17 protein-coding genes are annotated in these 14400 nt (G+C 55.3%); 9 read left to right on the top strand and 8 right to left on the bottom strand.

What is annotated here, in order from left to right:
- Positions 1-53 precede the first annotated feature (53 nt).
- Positions 54-1313: an acid phosphatase gene (locus tag CTZ24_RS10200; protein WP_208723451.1), complete on the top strand. Its 1260-nt coding sequence runs from the start codon at positions 54-56 to the stop codon at positions 1311-1313.
- Between the two features lie 120 nt (positions 1314-1433).
- Here CTZ24_RS10200 and CTZ24_RS10195 read toward each other — a convergent pair whose 3' ends face one another.
- Together CTZ24_RS10195 and CTZ24_RS10190 are read right to left on the bottom strand one after the other, a co-directional pair.
- Positions 1434-1763, bottom strand: a complete 330-nt coding sequence (locus CTZ24_RS10195) for a DHCW motif cupin fold protein (protein ID WP_208723450.1) — start codon at positions 1761-1763, stop codon at positions 1434-1436.
- A 63-nt stretch (positions 1764-1826) separates the two neighbouring features.
- Positions 1827-2666 carry a class I fructose-bisphosphate aldolase gene (locus CTZ24_RS10190; protein ID WP_021183213.1) on the bottom strand — a complete coding sequence of 280 codons (840 nt, stop codon included), beginning with the start codon at positions 2664-2666 and terminating at the stop codon, positions 1827-1829.
- 172 nt (positions 2667-2838) lie between these two features.
- Here CTZ24_RS10190 and CTZ24_RS10185 point away from each other — a divergent pair, with 172 nt between their 5' ends.
- From CTZ24_RS10185 to CTZ24_RS10170, 4 genes are all read left to right on the top strand, one after another.
- A complete protein-coding gene (locus tag CTZ24_RS10185; protein WP_208723449.1) occupies positions 2839-3282 on the top strand; it encodes a GNAT family N-acetyltransferase in 444 nt (147 codons plus the stop codon).
- 16 nt (positions 3283-3298) lie between these two features.
- A complete protein-coding gene (locus tag CTZ24_RS10180) occupies positions 3299-3754 on the top strand; it encodes a GNAT family N-acetyltransferase (protein ID WP_208723448.1) in 456 nt (151 codons plus the stop codon).
- A 21-nt stretch (positions 3755-3775) separates the two neighbouring features.
- A complete protein-coding gene (locus CTZ24_RS10175) occupies positions 3776-4171 on the top strand; it encodes a VOC family protein (protein ID WP_013509118.1) in 396 nt (131 codons plus the stop codon).
- 89 nt (positions 4172-4260) lie between these two features.
- Positions 4261-5589: an NAD(P)/FAD-dependent oxidoreductase gene (locus tag CTZ24_RS10170; protein ID WP_208723447.1), complete on the top strand. Its 1329-nt coding sequence runs from the start codon at positions 4261-4263 to the stop codon at positions 5587-5589.
- Between the two features lie 3 nt (positions 5590-5592).
- On the opposite strand, the gene CTZ24_RS10165 is transcribed toward CTZ24_RS10170, so the two are convergent.
- Genes CTZ24_RS10165 through CTZ24_RS10145 form a run of 5 tightly spaced genes read right to left on the bottom strand, consistent with a single transcriptional unit; the run spans position 5593 to position 9690 of the window.
- Positions 5593-6534 (bottom strand): agmatinase, encoded by a 942-nt coding sequence (locus tag CTZ24_RS10165; RefSeq protein ID WP_208723446.1) that lies wholly within the window; start codon positions 6532-6534, stop codon positions 5593-5595.
- The gene (locus tag CTZ24_RS10160) at positions 6524-7288 is read right to left on the bottom strand and encodes an amino acid ABC transporter ATP-binding protein (protein WP_437180277.1); all 765 of its coding nucleotides are present in this window, start codon (positions 7286-7288) and stop codon (positions 6524-6526) included. Before CTZ24_RS10160 ends, CTZ24_RS10165 begins: the two co-directional genes overlap by 11 nt.
- A gap of 8 nt (positions 7289-7296) precedes the next feature.
- Positions 7297-7968 (bottom strand): amino acid ABC transporter permease, encoded by a 672-nt coding sequence (locus CTZ24_RS10155; RefSeq protein ID WP_208723445.1) that lies wholly within the window; start codon positions 7966-7968, stop codon positions 7297-7299.
- A gap of 12 nt (positions 7969-7980) precedes the next feature.
- Entirely contained in the window at positions 7981-8709 is a 729-nt protein-coding gene (locus CTZ24_RS10150; protein WP_208723444.1) for a transporter substrate-binding domain-containing protein, read from the bottom strand.
- A 15-nt stretch (positions 8710-8724) separates the two neighbouring features.
- On the bottom strand, positions 8725-9690 hold the full coding sequence (locus tag CTZ24_RS10145; RefSeq protein WP_021183221.1) for an agmatinase: 966 nt from the start codon (positions 9688-9690) through the stop codon (positions 8725-8727).
- Between the two features lie 106 nt (positions 9691-9796).
- Between CTZ24_RS10145 and CTZ24_RS10140 the strand changes: the two genes are divergently transcribed.
- From CTZ24_RS10140 to CTZ24_RS10125, 4 genes are all read left to right on the top strand, one after another.
- The gene (locus CTZ24_RS10140) at positions 9797-10678 is read left to right on the top strand and encodes a LysR family transcriptional regulator (RefSeq protein ID WP_208723443.1); all 882 of its coding nucleotides are present in this window, start codon (positions 9797-9799) and stop codon (positions 10676-10678) included.
- 246 nt (positions 10679-10924) lie between these two features.
- Positions 10925-11359, top strand: coding sequence for a helix-turn-helix domain-containing protein (locus CTZ24_RS10135; RefSeq protein ID WP_021183223.1), 435 nt, complete (start codon positions 10925-10927; stop codon positions 11357-11359).
- A 151-nt stretch (positions 11360-11510) separates the two neighbouring features.
- A complete protein-coding gene (gene gap / locus CTZ24_RS10130) occupies positions 11511-12512 on the top strand; it encodes a type I glyceraldehyde-3-phosphate dehydrogenase (RefSeq protein WP_021183224.1) in 1002 nt (333 codons plus the stop codon).
- A 248-nt stretch (positions 12513-12760) separates the two neighbouring features.
- A complete protein-coding gene (locus CTZ24_RS10125) occupies positions 12761-13486 on the top strand; it encodes a pirin family protein (protein ID WP_208723442.1) in 726 nt (241 codons plus the stop codon).
- Between the two features lie 47 nt (positions 13487-13533).
- Here CTZ24_RS10125 and CTZ24_RS10120 read toward each other — a convergent pair whose 3' ends face one another.
- Positions 13534-14352, bottom strand: a complete 819-nt coding sequence (locus tag CTZ24_RS10120) for an alpha/beta fold hydrolase (protein WP_208723441.1) — start codon at positions 14350-14352, stop codon at positions 13534-13536.
- Positions 14353-14400 lie beyond the last annotated feature (48 nt).

Genomic DNA, 14400 nt, shown 5'->3' with positions numbered 1-14400 from the left:
GGGTGTTAGCGTGTTTCCCCGGCAAGGTAATATTCTGATAACAGGGGAAAATAATGAAAACCCGCTTCACTCTGATCGCAGCCCTGCTGCTGCTGGCGCAGCAGGCGCAGGCGCTCTCACTGCCGGACGCCGCTGCGCTCGCCAGTCAGACTTCCATCGGTTCTGCTCAGGCAGGTTACAACGATCTTGAACAGCAGATGCAACAAGCGTTGCGTGCGGCGTTACAGGGTAACAACCCGCAGCTCACACGTAATCTGCTGGAAAAAGCCAAACAATCCCCCACGCAGGCGGATTACGCCTGGCTGAAAAGCAGTGGCTACGATTTCCAGACCAAAGCCAATCAGCAGGCGGGTATCGCGCTGCTGGCGGGGTTTAGTTCGCTGCCAGCCAGCGTACTGGATGCGAACCGCGCCACCGTCACCCAAATCAACCTGAATGCCACGCAGGGCACACGCCATCAGGCGCTGGCTGATGCCGAAGGTATCAACCATCTCTATTTCCTCGCCGATGCGCTTGGCCCGCGCCTCGGAAAAGCCTTTCTGACCGCCTATGACAAAGGAGAACTGGGCAAAGCGGCGGCGCTGATTAAAGCCAGCGAAGTCAGCACCAGTGCGGCGAAAAAACACTTCAACTATCCGCGTCCGTTCCTGCATCAAGGCAACACCATTCACCTGGTGCCGGACGATGTGGTGGTGAAGGATAACCACCCGTACACCGCCGAGGGCGGTTCTTTCCCGAGCGGGCATACCAATACCGGTTATACCGATGCGCTGTTGCTGGCGGAGATGGTGCCGGAGCGTTTCGAAGCGCTGGTCACCCGTGGTGCGCGTTACGGTTACTCGCGTCTGGTGCTGGGGGTGCATTACCCCCTCGACGTGATGGGTTCACGCATGGTGGCGGAACGCAATGTGGCGAATTATCTCAACGATGCCCGCTATCAGGGATTGTTCAGTGAAGCTCGCGAGCAACTGCGTGCGGCGCTGGAGAAAGAGTGTGGCACCTCACTGGCGGAGTGCGCGCGCAGTACCGGCAAGGATGATCCATATCGGTCACCGCAGATGAAACGATTTTACCGTTTCACCCTGAGCTACAACCTGCCGCAAACAACCGGCAAACATGTCGCGGTGACGGTACCTGCCGGGGCTGAAGTGCTGCTGAAAACCGCGCTGCCACAATTGTCTGCTGCGCAACGGCGCGCGTTGATGGTGAAATCGGCACTGCCCGGCGGTTATCCGCTTTCCGGCAATGCGGAGCAGTCATTCTGGCAACGTCTGGATTTGACAGCGGCTTACGCGCTGGCAACTCAACCTTAAGTATTTCATCACGTAGCGGCGCGATTTATCGCGCGGATTTTTCTCACAACGCGCACGGATTTGCACGATAAATCGCGCACGGATTTGCGCGATAAATCGCGCCGCTACGGGATAATGGCATCAATCAACGATAAACAGCTTCGCCCCGGTTTCCGTTGAGGAACGGTGCGCTTCGGCATTATCCGCCACCTGATAACTGACGCCAGGCGTCAGGGTAAAACGGCGACCATCTTCCAGTTCTGTCACCATTTCCCCTTCCAGACACAGCAAAATATGTCCCTTCAGACACCAGTGATCGGCCAGATACCCCGGCGAGTATTCCACCATGCGCACACGAATATCGTTGAAACGTTGGGTACGCCACAACGCAAAGCCGCGATCGCCGGGGTGGGTTTCCGGTTCAATCTGATCCCATTGGGTAATGCCAAAAGGTAACTGGTTAATCTGCATGTTGCCGATCCTTTCATCAGGTAGATGATTGTTTATACATGCATTTCAACCCGCTGCAAACCCTTACCCCTGCTGATAAATCTCCAGCGCATCCGGGCCACTCGCGCCCTGATGAATGATCGCCATCAGCGCTTTCACCACCCGTGATGGATTATCGTGCTGATAAACGTTGCGTCCGTAGACCATGCCGCTGGCCCCTTGCGCCATCAGCGCGGCACTTTTTTGCAGCACTGCGCCCAGCTCACCTTTTCCGCCGCCGCGTACCAGCGTTGGGCAGCGAGCGGCTTCTACCACACGGTGAAAGTCTTCCACGTTATCGGTGGGGTCGGCTTTGACAATATCCGCACCGAGTTCACGCGCCAGTCGCACCAGCGGCACGATTTTTTCGACATCGCCCAGCGAACCGTAAGCGGCACCTTGTCCGGCCGGGGCCATCACCAGTGGCTCAATCATTAACGGCATGGCGTAGCGATCGCAGGCCTGACGCAGACGGCCAATGTTCTCGACACACATACGGAAGATGCCTGGCTCATCCGGGATCAGATAGAGATTGACCACCACTGCGGCAGCATCCATCTGCAACGCCGCCAGAATCGGTTCTTCCGGGTTGTGCAGCACCGCCCACATCTCGCGATGGCGGGCCGCGTTGTAGGCATTACCGACATCGGTGCGCATCACCAGCGCCGGTTTGCGTCCTGCTTCGCGTTGCAACAAGTCGGCCTGACCATAGTTGACCTGAATAGCATCCGGCTGGGCGGCGATCAGGTTGCGCATCACACCTTCAATATTCTCCAGCCCAATCAGAAAATCGGGTTCATTAGCAATGCCGTGATCGATCGCCACATCGAGGCATTTGCCCTGTTGAAACAGGCGATTCATGCGTACTTTCGGGGTGACTAACATGACGTGTTTCCTCCTGAAAAACCGCGAGATAAGAAAATCATTGTAAGTCCCGCTGCGTCTCAGCGACTAATTGCGGTGACGCAGTTGTGAAGTTGTTCACTTAATTGGAAAAGGTTCTATAGTGGTGCGTCGTTTACAGAATGATCAATGCAAAACAGGAGAATGAATCATCATGGAAATTCGCGCGTTAAGTTTTGACGATCGTTCTGCGTGGCAAAAGTTATGGAAGGGCTATCAACGTTTTTATGCAGCCAGTATCAGCGATGTCGCCACCGAACAGACTTTTCGTCGATTTATGGCCGATAGCCAACCCATGTACTGCCTGGTCGCGGAAGAGAACGGGAAGCTGATTGGCCTGGTGCATTATCTGACGCACCGCACCACCTGGACTGTCGGTGATTACTGTTATCTCCAGGATCTGTTTGTCAGTGAAGCGGCGCGGGGTAAAGGGGCAGGGAAAGCGCTGATCCTGGCCGTTTATCAGCAGGCCGAAGCCTTGGGTTGCTCGCGGGTGTACTGGACAACGCAGGAGTCCAATGCCACCGCGCGCAAACTTTATGATCAGATCGCCAGCAAAACCGAATTTATTCAATATCGCAAATTGCTGGGTGCGTGATAACAGGAGTGCAGGGATGTTTGCTATCAAAACCACATCTGCTCATGACCGCCATTTCCAATTGCTGGTGGCCGAGCTGGATGCCTTCCAGAGCGTGCTTTATCCGGCGGAGAGTAACCATTGCCTTGATTTGACCACCGTCGCGGAAGATGGGCTGCATTGTGTGATTGTCACCGGTGATGCAAATCAGCCGGTTGGCTGTGGCGCGGTGTTGATGCAGCAGGATGGCAGCGCGGAACTCAAGCGTATCTACGTACGCAGCGCCTGGCGTGGCAAACAATTGGGCGAGGCGATTGTACAGCGGCTGGAAAAGATCGCCATCGCACAGGGCTGCGACCAGGCCCGACTGGAAACCGGCAATCAGCAGCTCGCCGCCATTCGTTTGTATGAAAACCTGGGCTATCGCCAGTGCGAGGCCTTCCCGCCGTATCAGCCTGATCCGCTGAGTGTCTTTATGATGAAACCACTTTAAAACTGACAAGGGAGTGAAGTAATGCGCACGCAAAAACGTTGCATGGGATATGTGGCAATTGTCGTGGATGATTACGACCGCGCGATTGAATATTACACCCAGAAACTGGGTTTCCATTTAATCGAAGACACGCCGCAGCCCGGCAAACGCTGGGTGGTGGTGAATCCCAACCCGGAAAGCGACTGCAATTTGTTGCTGGCGAAAGCCTCCAATCCACGCCAGGAACAATTTATCGGCAACCAATGCGGCGGGCGCGTATTTCTGTTTCTGCAAACCGACGACTTCTGGCGTGATTACCAGCAGATGAAAGCCAATGGCGTCACGTTCTGCGAAGAACCGCGCGAAGAAGAGTACGGCATGGTGGTGGTGTTCGAAGATATTTACGGCAATCGTTGGGATCTCTACCAGAACGCCTAGTTGCAGACCGGCCATAAATAACTCCGATAGTTAATTATTGTCCGTTAAATCAATAATGAGCGATGAGCCTGTGACCTTGAGGATGTTGTATGCGCGTAAAGATTGATGCAGTACCGGACAGCCCGTCGTTTCCTGAGGCAGTTGACGTGGTGGTAATTGGCGGCGGAATTATTGGCACCTCGGTCACCTACGAACTGGCGAAACGTGGCGTAGCGGTGGCGCTGTTTGAGAAAGGGGTGATGGCCGGTGAGCAATCCAGCCGTAACTGGGGTTGGGTGCGACAACAGAATCGCGATCTGTACGAGTTGCCTATGGCGATGTACAGCCTGCAATGCTGGTCCGAACTGGGTGAAGAAATTGGTAGGGACCTGGGTTTTCGCCGTAGCGGTATCCTGTATGGCACCACCGAAGCCGCCGACCTGGCGAAATGGGAGAACTGGGGCAAACAGGCAAAAAATATCGGGTTCCATAGCCAGATCTTATCTGCCAAAGAGGTGCAGGAACGTATTGGTGGTAAGACATCCTGGCTCGGCGGCGTCTGGTCCCCCACCGATGGTCGTGCGGAACCTTCCCAGGCGGTACCGGCGCTGGCGATCGGGGCACAAAAGCTGGGGGCCAATATTCAACAGCGTTGCGCGGTACGTGGCCTCGACATCAGCGCTGGACGGGTAACCGGCGTCTGGACTGAACGCGGGCTGGTGAAGGCCAGCAAGGTGATCCTGTGCGGTGGCGCCTGGAGTTCACGGTTTTGTAGCCGCTACGGCATTGATTTGCCGAGCGCCAACATTCTGGGCACGGCATTTAAAACCACGGTTGCGCCCCAGGTGACAGAAGGGTGCCTGAGTGTGCCGGGCCTGGCGATTCGTCGTCGGCTGGATGGCAGCTACACCGTGGCGATTTCCGGGCGTGGACAGCTCGATCTGGCGCCGCAAAACCTGCGCTACGCCACGCGCTTCTATCCGATGTACCGCAGCAAAATCGCCAAAAAGCTGAAAATTCGCCTCAATGGATCCTTCTTCTCCGGCCCGGAAGCTGCCGGATCCTGGTCAATGGACGGGATCTCACCGTTTGAAAAGATCCGCGTGCTTGATCCGGCGGCAGATAAGCAAATTCTGCGCGAGGCGATTGCTAAAATGGTGCACGAATTCCCGCAATTGCAGGGGATTGCGGTTGATCACGCCTGGGGCGGCTGGATTGATACCACCCCGGATCTGGTGCCGGTAATTGACGAAATCAGCCAGATTCCGGGGTTGATTGTCGCCAGCGGTTTTAGCGGTCATGGCTTCGGTATCGGGCCAGGAGCCGGTAAGTTGTGCGCGCAGATGGTGATGCACGATCAACCCTATACCGATTTGTCGCCTTACCGTTTAAGTCGCTTTGACCGGGGCAATGCAATTCGTGAACCGCAGATGATGTAACGCTTATTGCAGCAGGTGGCCCAGCATTTCCACCAGCAGATGAGCAGCAAGATATGAGGTGACACCCGTAGCAACATCCAGTTGCGGGTTAACCTCCACCAGGTCAATCCCCACCACCTCCATGCGTGCCATCAGCGCCAACAGCGACCGCAGCAGTTCGTCATATTGCATCCCACCCGGTTCGGCGGACGCACAGCCGGGCACCAGCGCCATATCCAGCACATCAATATCGATACTGATGTAGCATTTTTCCCCGGCGGGCAGATGGTTAAACAGCGCCTCGGCTGAGCGTTGGCGGAACTGTTGGTGCGTGATAATGGTGCTGCCCTGTGCCGTGGCATCGCTGAATTCCGAGGGGCGCACACGTCGGCTGCGTATGCCAATCTGCGTCAGGCTTTGTACCTGTTCCAGCGCCATGATATGGCGGAAGGGTTGCCCGTTGCTGTAATGCACGCCGTTGGTGACCGGGGCGAAATCGAGATGAGCATCGAACTGCACCACATGCACCGGCTCCTGAATGCCGCGAATCAGCGGCCAGGATACCGAATGATCGCCACCGATGGCGACGGGAATCGCCTGACGCTGGCGAATCGACTGCGTCATAGCGCTGATATTGTCATGGGTACCCATCACATTGGTTGGCAACACATCCACATCCCCGACATCCACCAGACGCCCCTGCGTCACCACATCGGTCAGGAAATGTTGCTGACGCTCAACATCAAAGAAACCCGTCGGGGCAAAACGCATTGAATGTTCGCGAATGCTGCGCGGGGCAAAACGACTGCCCGGTTGCCAGGGGGAACCTTCATCAAAGGGCACGCCAAATACCGCCACCGCCGCATTCAGTTCGCTCAGGCTGGCGCAATAATCCGCGCGCAGAAAGGTGGGAATACCGGTAAACGCGCGGTTCAGCCGTTCGCTGCCGCGCAGATTAATGCTCATGTTTTTCTCCAGCGGAAATCAGCGCATGCTGCAACAGTGCACGGGTACGCGGGTGAGTCGGGGAGGAGAACAGCGTGCGGGTCGGACCTTGCTCGACAATCACACCATCCTCCATCACTACCAGCCGGTCGGCAACTTCACGGGCGAAGTTCATTTCGTGTGTGACGATGATCATCGTCATTCCGTCCTGCGCCAGTTGCTTCATCACCTCCAGTACTTCCCTGGTCAGTTCCGGGTCGAGGGCCGAGGTAGGTTCATCAAACAGCATCACCTCGGGCTGCAATGCCAGTGCGCGGGCAATCGCAACGCGTTGCTTCTGACCGCCGGAAAGGCTGGCAGGCATCGCCTGTGCCTTATGCGCCAGCCCGACTTTTTCCAGCAGTTCCAGCGCCAGTTGCCGGGCGAAGGCGCGTCCCTGTTTCAGAATTTTGTGTGGACCAATGGCGACATTATCGAGAATTGACAGATGGGGAAACAGGTTGAAGGACTGGAACACCATCCCCGCCTGACGCCGCAGGATGTTCAGGTCCGGCTCGGTCAGCAGTTTGCCATCCTGCAATAACTGCTGGCCACACAGGCGGATACTGCCAAGCTGTGCGACTTCGAGGCCGTTGCAGCAGCGTAAAAAGGTGCTTTTACCGGAGCCGCTGGGGCCGATAATCACCACCACCTCACCGCGAGCCACCGACAGGCTGACCTGCTTCAGCACATGGTGCTGGTCGAAATACTTATCGAGGTTAAGCGCCTCAATGATGGCGGTACTCATTGCACCATCCCCCCGGCACGCAGTTTTTTCTCCACCACGCGCAGCAGCAGCATGGTGCTGCTGGTCATCAGCAGATAGATAAAGGCAATCACGATGTAAACCTCCAGCGAGCGGTAGGAGACGCTGATCACTTTCTGCCCCTCATGCATCAGGTCGTGAATGGTCACCAGCGAAACCAGTGCGGAATTTTTGGTTAGCGCAATAAATTCATTAGCCAGCGGTGGCACCATGCGTACCAACGCCTGCGGCAGGATAATCAGGCGCATCGCCTGGGCACCGGACATCCCCATTGAGCGCGCCGCTTCGGTTTGCCCACGATCGATCGACAAAATTGCACCGCGTACCAGCTCAGAGACATACGCCGCCGAGTAGCATCCCAGACCGATAATGCCGCAGACGAAGGCCGGGATAACGATGTTAAAATAGGGCAGACCGAAATAGAGGATAAACAGCTGCACCAGCAGCGGCGTGCCACGGACGAACACCACGTAACTGTTGCACAGCCACCACACCAGTTTGCGCTGGGGATTGAGCCTCCCCAGACCGATTAAGGTACCGAGACAGCAGCTGATCAGCAGGGCGCACAGGGTGACCTCAATCGTCACCCAGGCCCCTGACAACAACTCCGGCCAGGCAGCAAACGCGGGGGTAAAATCAAATTCAACCATGCTTACCCCGGCTTATTGTGCGGCGGTGCCAAACCATTTTTTCTGCAACGCATCGTAAGTGCCGTTCGCTTTGATGGCTTTCAGCGCGTCATTGAGTTGCTGGCGCAGTTCCGGCTCACGTTTGCTCACCGCAATGCCGTACTCTTCGTGGGTGAGCGGTTCCGTCAGGATCTGCGTGGTGCCACGGGTTTTGCTGTAAAGCAGCGCGGCCGGTTTACCGGTCACCACCGCATCGGCACGGCCCGCTTCCAGTGAGTTGAACATCTCTTCGTTCTTTTCCACTTCCACGGTTTGTGCGCCGGGGAACTGATCCGCCAACACCTTGACCGATTTGGTGCCGACCTGCACGGCAACGCGTTTACCGGCCAGATCCTGTGGTGTTTTGATGCGGGTGTCGCCTTTTTTCACCATCACCACCAGTCCGGCAGAGAAATAGGGGGCGGTGAAATCCACCACTTTTTTGCGGTCGTCGGTGATGTAGATGGCAGATAACACGATGTCCTGACGTCCCGCCAACACCGATGGCACCATCGCTTTAAAATCCATATCGGTATACACCAACGGACGGCCCATCTGTTTCGACAGGGCGGCCGCTAAATCCACATCAAAGCCGGTGCGCTGGTTGTTCTGGATATATTCCATCGGCGGGAAGGTGGGATCAATCGCCACCCGAATAGGGTCAGCAGCCTGAGAAACAGATGAAAACAGCAGCGCACTGAGCAGAAGCGAGCGAAGAGTCATAGGTCCTCCAAAAGGTTAAATATTGCTGTCGCAGTAACCGGCGCGAATTGCCGCACCAATCAAATTGAGCACCAGACGGCCTGCGGTCATGCAGGAGAGCTGATGAACATCTTTGGCCGGCTGGATTTCAACGATATCCATGCCGACCACCCGGCCTTTTTTCACTAAACCGTGAATCAGTTTACGTGCCTGAACAAAGGTCACGCCGCCCGGTGCCGGGCCAGCCACGGCAGGCATCACCGCCGGATCAAAACCATCAGCATCAATGGTCAGGTAATAGCGACCGCCGTCCGGGATCTGCGCCAGTACGGCGTCCATACCCTGATCATGCAGCTCATAAGCGGTGATGATTTTGGCTCCCCATTCACGGGCATAATCGGCTTCTTCCTGGCGGGCACTCCCTGAGGCCCGCATACCGATTTGAATAATGTCTTTGATGAACGGCAGTTCAGAAGCACGGCGCATCGGGCTGGATAAGCCGTCAGTCACGCCGTTGACGTCATCACGCCAGTCGAGATGCGCATCAAGATGGACAATAGTGATCGGCCCCTGATCGTCAAAGGCGCGCAGGATCGGGTTGGTAATGCCGTGATCGCCACCCAGGACGATGGGAATCGCACCGGCGGCAAGAATCTTACGCACGGCCTGTTCGGCGCGAACGAAGTGACCGCGTGGATCATTGAGGTCAGCAGGGACATCGCCACAGTCGACAAAACGCACGTCATCCCGGCCCTGCAATAACGGACCATCGATATCGAAGTCGTAGCGTTCGGGGCTGCGAATGACACGATCGGAGGCCTGACGAATGGCGGTCGGGGCGCGAACCTGGTCATTGTTGTAGTCCTGCGGGGTGTAAGCCGCGCCGTAAGGCATCCCCAGCACGGCAAAATGTGCTTGCAAATTATCGAGATCGAGGGCTAATTCGGAAAACAGCAGTGATTTATGATTAGTTTGCGGTGGCACTGTTAACGGTAAAGACATAATGATTTCCTGGTATTGGCGAAAAACGAACTGAGGCGAGTGTAGGGATGCCGGTTTACCAGGAAAACTGATCTTATTTGTAATCACGGTTACGGAAACAGCAACCATGAAATCCCGGACATTGAATGAGAAAGACCTGCGCGCCTTGCGAATATTCTGCGCAGTGGCGCAATCTGGCGGATTTTCTGCTGCTGAGAAATCCCTGAATATGACCAAGGCGACCATCAGTCGTCAGATCAAATCGATCGAAGAAACCCTCGGAACGGCGCTGTGTACGCGCGGGCCGAAAGGCTTCGAGCTGACGGTGGCGGGGGAGTCAGCGCTGCTGTATGCCCGCGAAGCGTTAGGCGCGCTGGATCGCATATTCCCGGCGATGGATGCCAGTCGCGGCGTGATTTCCGGGCCGCTGGTGATGGGGATCACCGACAATGTCATCAGCCACAGCGGTTCGCATCTGCAACAGGCGTTGCGCGCGTTGCGCCACCATGCACCGGGAGTCCAGCTATCGTTAAGCGTCATGGCGGGATCGCAATTGATTCAGGCGTTGCTGGACAGACGACTGGACATTGTCATCAAAGGGGTGATGGATTACCAGAAGACCCCGTCACTGCACTATGTCGACCTGTTTGACGAGTCGCACGGCCTGTATACGCTGGCTGGCAATGAGTTGCGCGCGCGGCAGTTACCGTTAGTCTGGCGTGCACAGCAGCCGTTTGTTGAGGACGCGTTGGCGCGTCTGCACCTGAGCCGGGGACCGGAGGCGGTGGGGATTGAGGCGGTAGCGATGCTGATTGCCGCGGGCGATGTGGTGGGTATCCTGCCGCACCATTATGCACAGTTGATGCAGACGCGCTTTCCGCTGGTCTGCGTACCGGACTCACCGACATGGACAGTGACCCATTATGCCGTCACCCATGCCGCCTATCCCGTCTCCCCGGCAGCAGAACAAATGATCAGAGAACTGCGGCTGGCACAGCAGATGATGTAATGGCGGGGTAATCGGCTTTGGTTATGGTTAGCTGCGGCCTGACGGTGGCAGAGATAGATAATTCATATCAAAAACGCGCGATAAATCGCGCCGCTACAAAAATGTGCTCAGCCGGAGCGGCGCGATTTATCGCGCATCCTGAGCAACAATCAATTATCCCTTCGTATACCTATCCATTTGTATAACTACCTTTTCCAGCGCGCATGACTGATATTGTCACCCAATCTCTGCAAAGCTGGGTGTGATATGAATGCTATCACTGCTGTAAAACCGTTTTTGCCGACCTTTTATCCAACGCAAGACAAAATGATTTATTCGGTGGTGGATGACATTATTCACTGGATCGAAGAACACCTGTATGACGAAACGATTCGTGTCAGTACCATCACCGGCAAAAGTGGTTATGGTCACTGGCATTTTCAACGTATTTTCCGCGAGGTGACCGGCTATAACCTCGGTGAATATATGCGTCTGCGCCGGGTTATCAGAGCTACTTTCGCCATTATCCACAGCGACAAAACCTTGCTGGAGATTGCGGTGGAAAATGGCTTTACCAGCCAGCAAACCTTCACCCGCGTCTATAAAAAATATATGCATGCCACGCCGGGTGAAATCAGGCTTTTACATGCCAACGATAAGCATGCCTTTTTCAGGATCACCAGGAACCTGATGAAAAAATAACACTTTCATTCAACCTGCCAACACTCGCCGCCAGGCTGGTGTTTTTTTGCGCACAGAATGTGTGGGGCAAAGGCCGCAGTTGCGTTAATTTATTTGTCATCTTTCCCGGTTGTTATTGAATTCCTCTTCACCATTGGCAAGGACTTCTGTTATGAAAAAAATCGGTATTAACGGCTTTGGACGTATCGGTCGGCTGGTTCTGCGTCGCCTGCTGGAGCAAAAAGAACCCGTTGAAATTGTTGCCATTAACGATCTCACCTCACCAGAAATGCTGGCTTACCTGCTGAAGTATGACTCCAACTATGGCGCATTCCCGGCGACCGTGAGCGCGGAGGGGCAAAACCTGGTGGTCGGCGGTAACAACATCAAGGTGTTTGCCGAAAAAGAAGCGAAGAACATTCCCTGGGGCGATCTCGGTGTGGATGTGGTGATTGAATGTACCGGCTTCTACACCTCGGCGGAAAAAGCCCAGGCGCACCTGGATGCCGGGGCCAAAAAAGTGCTGATCTCAGCCCCGGCCGGGGAGATGAAAACCATCGTCTTCAACGTCAATGACGACACCCTGACCGCCGATGACACCATTATCTCGGTGGCATCCTGCACCACCAACTGCCTGGCTCCGATGGCGAAAGCGTTGAACGACAGTTTTGGTATTAAGGTTGGCACCATGACCACCGTGCACGCCTATACCGGTACCCAGGCGCTGGTGGATGGGCCACGGGGTAAAGATTTCCGCGCTTCACGCGCAGCGGTGGAAAACGTGATTCCGCACACCACCGGGGCGGCTAAAGCCATTGGTCTGGTGATCCCGGCGCTGTCCGGCAAGCTAAAGGGCCATGCGCAGCGCGTACCGGTCAAAACCGGTTCTGTGACTGAGCTGGTGTCGGTGCTGGATAAAAAGGTGACGGTGGCGGAGATCAATGCCGCGCTGAAGCTGGCATGTGAAAACAACGAATCCTTTAATTACACCGAAGACCCGATTGTCTCTTCCGATGTGATTGGTCTGCCGTTTGGCTCGATTTTTGATGCCACCCAGACGGAAATCAGCGAAGCGGGCGATGTCCAGCTGGTGAAAACCGTGTCGTGGTACGACAACGAATACGGATTTGTCACCCAGTTGGTGCGGGTGCTGCATAAGTTCTCCAATCTGTAATTGCCTGACGCGCGATAAATCGCGCCGCTACAAACTGGCAGACTTTTAACGCGCGATGCATCGCGCCGCGACAGACTTGCGTAGCGGCGCGATTTTTCGCGCTTTTTTATCACATGATTGTCCACTAAATCGTTACACTGATTGCAGATTGACGTAATTGTTCGGCAAATTTGTTTACCTTAATCTGTGTTCAACGAAGGGAAACAACCCCTTTATCCGGTTAAACACAGAAGATTAAGGAGCAAATCATGATTGAACAACGCCTGTCAGAACAACGTGGTGTCGGTGCCCACGGCTGGTTGCATTCACACCATACCTTCTCATTCGCCAACTATTGGGACCCGAAACAGGTGGGCTTTTCTGACCTGCTGGTGATTAATGATGACCGGGTGGCAAAAGCCCGTGGATTTGGCGCTCACCCGCACAGCAATATGGAGATCATCTCCTATGTGCTGGCAGGGGCGCTGGAACATAAAGACTCAATGGGTACCGGCTCGGTGATTGTCCCCGGTGATGTGCAACTGATGAGCGCCGGAAGCGGCGTGACGCACAGCGAGTTCAACCACTCCAGCGAAGACGGGGTGCACTTCCTGCAAATCTGGGTGGTGCCGGATGAGAAAAATACCCCGCCGGGCTACCAGCAGATCTCGGTGCCAGAGAATGAAAAACGCGGCCATCTGCGGCTGATTGTGTCACCAGAGGGTGAGCAGGGCGCACTCAGCATCCGTCAGGACGTGCGGATTTATGCCGGGTTATTCGATGCCGGCGAGCAGCAAACCATCACGCTGGATGATGATCGTTACGCCTATATTCATGTGGCACGCGGTAACGTCACCGTTAATGGCGTGACCTTCAAAGCCGGAGATGGCGCGCGAGTACGTAATGAGAAGACACTGACGTTTAGCGAGGGTGAGGCCGCAGAAGTGTTGTTGTTTGATCTGCGCCCGCTGGAAGTGAACCATCCTTCCCGTTGATAATGTTCCGTAGCGGCGCGAGTTATCGCGCCGCTACGTATCAGACCTTAACGTTGCAGAAACGCCAGCAGGTCTTCATTCAACTGATCCTGATGAGTCACGGCGAAGCCATGTGGGCCATTGTCGTACACTTTCAGTTCAGCACCGGAAATCATCTCCGCCGCCACTTTACCGGTCGTCGCAAACGGCACAATCTGATCGTTACTGCCGTGGATCACCAGCGTCGGCACATCCACTTTGGCGATATCGGCGCGGAAATCGGTTTCAGAAAACGCCGTTACGCAATCCAGCGTGCCTTTCAGCGAGGCCAGCAGGGCGATATTCAGCGTCTGGGTCAGCACCCCTTCAGAGACAGTCTGGCCGGCATTGGTGCCATAGAAAGGTGCAGCAAAGTCTTTGATAAACTGAGCACGATCTTTACGCAAACCGTCGCGAATACCGGCAAACACCGACAAATCGACGCCTTCCTGGTAATCTGCCGCTTTACCGAAAATAGGGGTAACCGCGCCCAGCAGCACCAGGCTGGTGACGCGCGCGCTGCCGTAGTTGCCGATATAGCGGGTCACATCGCCACCGCCCATCGAGAAACCCACCAGTGTCACTTTATCCAGACCCAGATGGTTGATCAGATCGTTAATGTCGGAGGCAAAGGTATCGTAGTCGTAGCCCTGCCACGGTTGATCGGAACGACCAAAACCGCGACGGTCAAAAGCGATAACACGATAGCCACGTTCGGCCAGAAAATTCATCTGGCTGTCCCACATATCTGCATCCAGCGGCCAGCCGTGACTGAACAGCACCGGCTTACCCTTGCCCCAATCTTTAAAATAAATCTGCGTACCATCTGTGGTTTTAAACGTGCTCATTGCATGGACCTCTTATTGCTGTTGTGGGTTGATATGTCAGGGTTGCGG

The sequence above is a fragment of the Pantoea phytobeneficialis genome (assembly GCF_009728735.1).
GTDB classification, from domain to species: domain Bacteria; phylum Pseudomonadota; class Gammaproteobacteria; order Enterobacterales; family Enterobacteriaceae; genus Pantoea; species Pantoea phytobeneficialis.
This window is presented reverse-complemented; position numbering and strand designations above follow the sequence as displayed.